Genomic DNA, 4,708 nt, shown 5'->3' with positions numbered 1-4,708 from the left:
GCGCCGCGCCCTCCTCTCCCCCCAGGAGGGCGCATCTCTTTCATCGTTCCTTGTCTCTTCTTACCGGCCTTACCCTTCTTACCTGCTTTCATCAGTAACACTCCCGAAGATCTTCAGCAGATCTTCATTAAGAAGTGTTACACTATTTCACCCTCTCTCGTAGGCCAAGATCTGGTCGTTAGCGCAGGTCATATCCGACATCACGGCAAAACAAATCTCACGCTACATAATACCTCAAATAATTTGAGGTGTTTCGCAATGGGAGTGGCGCTAAATCAGTCAGGAAGGCAATCGAGACGGCATGAGTTCTGAAAAGTTCTTGGCGATATGCACGTTGTTAATGCCGACTTGCCGGAGGCAAAGGTTGATGGCGTCAGCATTTTCAGGGGTAGCCAAGCTCCGGTTCAGAAAATAGTGGCCGTTCTGGTCAATGACTATAAATTCCGGGCATGGGGAAGCCGGTTGCTCGTGATGCTGGAATTGATTCGACCCCGCCAAAATAATACCGGCCAATATTATTACCGCAAGAAAGACTGCCACCGCTGCTTTATTCCGCTTCATGGCATAGCCATGTATCCCGGCTTTATTAAGGTTGCGCTGGTACAAAAGGAATGAAAGCAAATCTGATAATCGACTTATTTGCTGATCTGTCGTTACTGTTTGCGCTTGGCTTGCTATCCCGCGAAAACATAAGCTGGCGTTTCAATCTTGGACACAGGTTGATTGTTTTCAAAATCAAGGACCTCGACGATTTCATGGACAGGCATCGCATTGCGGTTGGTGGGCCAGATAAAGGTGCCTGAAGATTGTTTCCTGTTTCCCCCGATAAAAAACTTGCATAATCCAGAGAATAGGGTTTAATTGCTGGAAACAGGCATTTAACATTTAGCGCTATATGGAGCGAAAACTTAAACCAATATATGTTCAGCAGGCCCTTCAGGCAAAGGGTGTCCAGCTGTTCTCTCCGTCGGAATTCCAGCGCGTCTTTGACGTATCTTTGCGGGCAACCCAGGAGTTTATCAAAGACCACTGCGATGACCTTTTCCTTAAGATAAGAAATGGCCTTTACGCGTTGCGCGATGACCAACCGCAAGAGGAGGTTATTGCCAACCGGCTTTATGCGCCCAGTTATATCTCTTTTGAGTATGCTTTGAACCGCTACGACATCATTCCTGAGATTGTCTATGCCGTAACATCGGCAACGACACGGATTACCAGGGAGTTTGTTGTTAATAACAAATCTTTCGCGTATTCCCATATTAAAAAACAGGCCTATCGCGGCTACAAAACAGAGAAGATAGAAGGCGTAACCGTCCTTATCGCGGAGCCGGAAAAAGCTCTTGCGGATTATCTTTATTTTGTCGATCTTAAGCGAAAAACTCTCAACGAACGGCTTAATGTCCGCAAGCTGAAGAAAAAGGTCATTATGGAATACACCCGGCTTTTTGGCAGAGAGAGCCTGATAAAACTGGTCAGGGAAATTCTATGATTGAAAAAAGGCAAGTTCAAAAATTGGCCCAAGCGTGGCAAACCACGACAGAAAATGTCGTCCGTGAATATTTTCAGCAGTTATTTCTTTCGCGGCTCTATCAGGAAAAGGGTTCTGATAAACTGCTTTTTAAGGGCGGCACGGCTTTACGGATTATCTGGCAGAGTCCCCGGTTTTCAGAAGACCTGGATTTTACAGGAGTCAATATAGCCATTAAAGGCATTGAGGCCTTGATGGCGGGAACACTTGCCAAGATAGAAATGGAAGGTATTCAGGCCGAGATTGTTGAATCAAAAACCACATCCGGCGGATACCTTGCCATATTTAACTTTGAAACCAGCGAATACAAGAGTCAGATTCAGATCGAAGTTTCTTTACGGAATGGCAAAAAGAAGTCTGGAACAGCGGCGCTTGTCCAGTCCGACCTTGTTGTGCCTTACACGCTTATTCATCTTAAGGAGGAGATTCTTGTCGTTGAGAAAATCCAGGCCTGTCTTACGCGCGGCAAGGCGCGTGATTTTTATGACCTTTATTTTATCCTGCGCAGCCGCCTAGCCTTCAAAGAGGCGTTTATTCAGGACAAACAACTGAAGGCAAAGATTCTTAAGGTTGTCAAATCCGGGAAACTGGATTTTAAGCGTGAGCTGAAATTATTTCTTCCCGTCAGCCAGCAAATGGTCATAAAGGGCTTTCCAGAGACGCTGGTAACGGAAATTGAGCGAAACCTGGCGTGATAGGTTTTTCTTTGGTACTTTCTTTGGTTTTTGATTCTGAAAATCAGGCAATGTTTCAGGATGCTAAGCGGAGAGGGCAAGAAAGGCAAATATGCAGAAAAGCCTTGTATTTATTGAATTGAATTGATGTCAAAAGGCTGGATTTTCGGGAGCGGGCGAGCAGAATTGAACTGCCACCACCAGCTTGGAAGGCTGGGGCTCTACCATTGAGCTACACCCGCGAACGTCAAAGCACTTCAGCGGGCATGCCCGCGAAGCAAGAGGAGAGCATCATTGACGATAAACGGCGGAAGCGTCAAGCGCGTTTCTTAATGCCGGTGAAACCGGACAGGCGGCCAGAAAACGTTTCGCGCCCCGCGCTTTGATCAGCTTCTCCAACGCGCGCGCTTCCCGACAGTCAGCTACCCTTTGCCAATAGAACAGACTTTTACCCAATCTGAGGCGCCCCGCATTGCAAGAGTCTGCCCGCGCCGGTGCTCCTTGAGACGATGCCAAGAATTGAGGGGCATCCCAACATAATACCGGCCAAGAGATACCGAATGAAGAATATATACAAACACAGCGCACTTTCCCAAAACAGCACAACCAGTCGCTTGCATGCATTAACATTCCGTCATAAAATTAATTTAAATTTCTATTTCGAGAAGGTTTTCAACATGTTCAAGACGGTCATATTTGATCTGGACGTTCAGATCATTAACTTCTTTCAATGTTTCGCCATTCAAAACCGCCTTTTTCACATAGCCCCTATCTTTGTTGTCAACCTTTAGGTGTATTTTCTTTGTTCCATATCTTACCGGCTGGATTTGTTCATACTGTTCAATTGTGGGGTCCATATGGGGATAAATCAACAATCGGTCCCATAGATAACGATATTCGAAAAGCCCCCGCAACCCCGCTCCGGGAACCTCAAAAAAATCAAGCATCACGTGCTTGCTGTTTTTAGAGTAGGGCGTGGTCTCCCCGTCGCCCTTTATCTGATCGTGCAACATTCCTTCCCGATAAAGTTCGAGATGCCTTTCGAGCGGTTTCAGGATATCGCGATGCTTCCCAAGCATATACTGCGCCATAAGCATCCTGGTTTGACTGCAAAACCATATCCCGCCATTCCAATGCTCACCCGGCCCGTGTTCGTGCATTAGGCTGGCTCCATCATTCCTCGGACCGACATCGGGGTTCGGTTGAGGATTTATCCCATGCGCATGGTTGGGCATGCAATCATCATGAACGGGATGGACGCAACGCACCTGTCCGTATTGATTAAAAAGTCCATCCGCCGATTTCATCACCATATATATCTTCTCCGCATCCTGCCGATTCACTACCTCCAGTGCGAGCGCGTCATGGTTGGGGTTGCTTTCAAAATAGCCATGTTGTTTCGCTCCCACCACGCCATGCGGATTACCGTGCCAATCCATATAGTTTACGAGGTAACCATCGCGAGTGAAAAGCTGTGGAAGCGATTCGAGGGCGGACTTTGCATAGGAAGAAAACCTCTCAAACATCTCCGGGCGCCCTCCCATTTTTTCCAATTCCGCCACCTGACGATTGGCGGCAATGTACCATACCATCGCCCCCGCGGGATATCCTCGCTCATACTTCAGATTGCCCAGGTAGGTTGCTCCGTATTCCCGCTCAATCAGCGTTCCCGCCGGTCCGACCGCCAACAAACCATTCTCATCCACCCGACTGTGCAGCCATTCGCAGGCCGATTCCAACCTGGAAAGATACTGGTTTAACAGTTGACGGTCCCGCGTGGTTAAAATCAGCTCGCCAAAACAGTAGACCATTGCAGCGGTGCCTTCGACCCAAAAATCCTCATAGGGAACTGTTTCCGCAATATATTCATCCACCTTATATCTGGCCACGCCCCCAATTTCCTTTCTATAGTTGATATACTCGGGCAACGCTCCTGCGGGAACCGCCTCCCCTCTGTAATCCTTGGTTGCGCCATCGCTCTGGGCGTCAAATAAGCGCCGATATGAGTTGACATGATATGTAAAAAGCGCATCGGGCATTAATGGTGTCCAGCAATACATCCCGATATAATTCTGGCTCCAAATTCCACCGAACAAATCGCCCTCCCAAAATGCCCCCAAAGTGTTATTGGCAAGGGAATACAATCCTTTACCAAGTCTTTTATCAAAGGATATCTGCCACAATTTATTTAAAACGCCAATAATATTATCATCCCCGTATCCTCTGCAAAATAAGCGCGCCGTATCTGTAAAATGCATTTAGCCCTCCAAATGTCAGTCATGCCTTTCAATACCGATACTGAGAAGAAATCGCTTTCCGGGTAGCATGAACATCCGCCCATTGAAAACGACCTGATGAAGATTTTTCATGGCGGGAATGTGTCAAAAGGTGGCCGGGATGTCAAGTCGGAAGGATAATTGTTTCGGCTCATCTCCTTAGCGTGTGGGTAAATGATGACCGCAATGAGGCATTTAACGATGCATTTACAGGCGTTGTTGTGCTATTC

At 47.3% G+C, this 4,708-nt stretch carries 5 protein-coding genes and 1 tRNA gene; 4 read left to right on the top strand and 2 right to left on the bottom strand.

The window, feature by feature from the left end:
• The first annotated feature begins 327 nt into the window (after positions 1 to 327).
• The 4 genes from Q7J27_07120 (at position 328) to Q7J27_07105 (ending at position 2,223) form a co-directional block, all read left to right on the top strand.
• Complete coding sequence (locus tag Q7J27_07120) at positions 328 to 615, top strand: hypothetical protein (protein ID MDO9528912.1); 288 nt, start codon at positions 328 to 330, stop codon at positions 613 to 615.
• Positions 612 to 803 (top strand): hypothetical protein, encoded by a 192-nt coding sequence (locus tag Q7J27_07115; protein ID MDO9528911.1) that lies wholly within the window; start codon positions 612 to 614, stop codon positions 801 to 803. Before Q7J27_07120 ends, Q7J27_07115 begins: the two co-directional genes overlap by 4 nt.
• Positions 804 to 895: 92 nt before the next feature.
• The gene (locus Q7J27_07110) at positions 896 to 1,489 is read left to right on the top strand and encodes a hypothetical protein (GenBank protein ID MDO9528910.1); all 594 of its coding nucleotides are present in this window, start codon (positions 896 to 898) and stop codon (positions 1,487 to 1,489) included.
• Positions 1,486 to 2,223: a nucleotidyl transferase AbiEii/AbiGii toxin family protein gene (locus Q7J27_07105; GenBank protein ID MDO9528909.1), complete on the top strand. Its 738-nt coding sequence runs from the start codon at positions 1,486 to 1,488 to the stop codon at positions 2,221 to 2,223. The genes Q7J27_07110 and Q7J27_07105 overlap by 4 nt, the downstream gene beginning before the upstream one ends.
• Positions 2,224 to 2,373: 150 nt before the next feature.
• Here Q7J27_07105 and Q7J27_07100 read toward each other — a convergent pair.
• A tRNA-Gly gene (locus Q7J27_07100) sits at positions 2,374 to 2,444 on the bottom strand.
• A 405-nt stretch (positions 2,445 to 2,849) separates the two neighbouring features.
• Positions 2,850 to 4,460, bottom strand: a complete 1,611-nt coding sequence (locus tag Q7J27_07095) for a hypothetical protein (protein MDO9528908.1) — start codon at positions 4,458 to 4,460, stop codon at positions 2,850 to 2,852.
• Positions 4,461 to 4,708: the final 248 nt, after the last annotated feature.

It is taken from the genome of Syntrophales bacterium, from assembly GCA_030655775.1.
Classification (GTDB): Bacteria; Desulfobacterota; Syntrophia; order Syntrophales; family JADFWA01; genus JAUSPI01.
Note: the sequence above shows the minus strand (reverse complement) of the source record. Positions and strands in the feature narration are given on the sequence as shown.

Bases quoted from the DNA above. Each gene is read 5' to 3' on its own strand.
- Q7J27_07115 (MDO9528911.1), top strand. From the start codon at position 612: ATGAAAGCAAATCTGATAATCGACTTATTTGCTGATCTGTCGTTACTG.
- Q7J27_07110 (MDO9528910.1), top strand. From the start codon at position 896: ATGGAGCGAAAACTTAAACCAATATATGTTCAGCAGGCCCTTCAGGCA.
- Q7J27_07120 (MDO9528912.1), top strand. From the start codon at position 328: ATGCACGTTGTTAATGCCGACTTGCCGGAGGCAAAGGTTGATGGCGTC.
- Q7J27_07095 (MDO9528908.1), bottom strand. From the start codon at position 4,460: ATGCATTTTACAGATACGGCGCGCTTATTTTGCAGAGGATACGGGGAT.
- Q7J27_07105 (MDO9528909.1), top strand. From the start codon at position 1,486: ATGATTGAAAAAAGGCAAGTTCAAAAATTGGCCCAAGCGTGGCAAACC.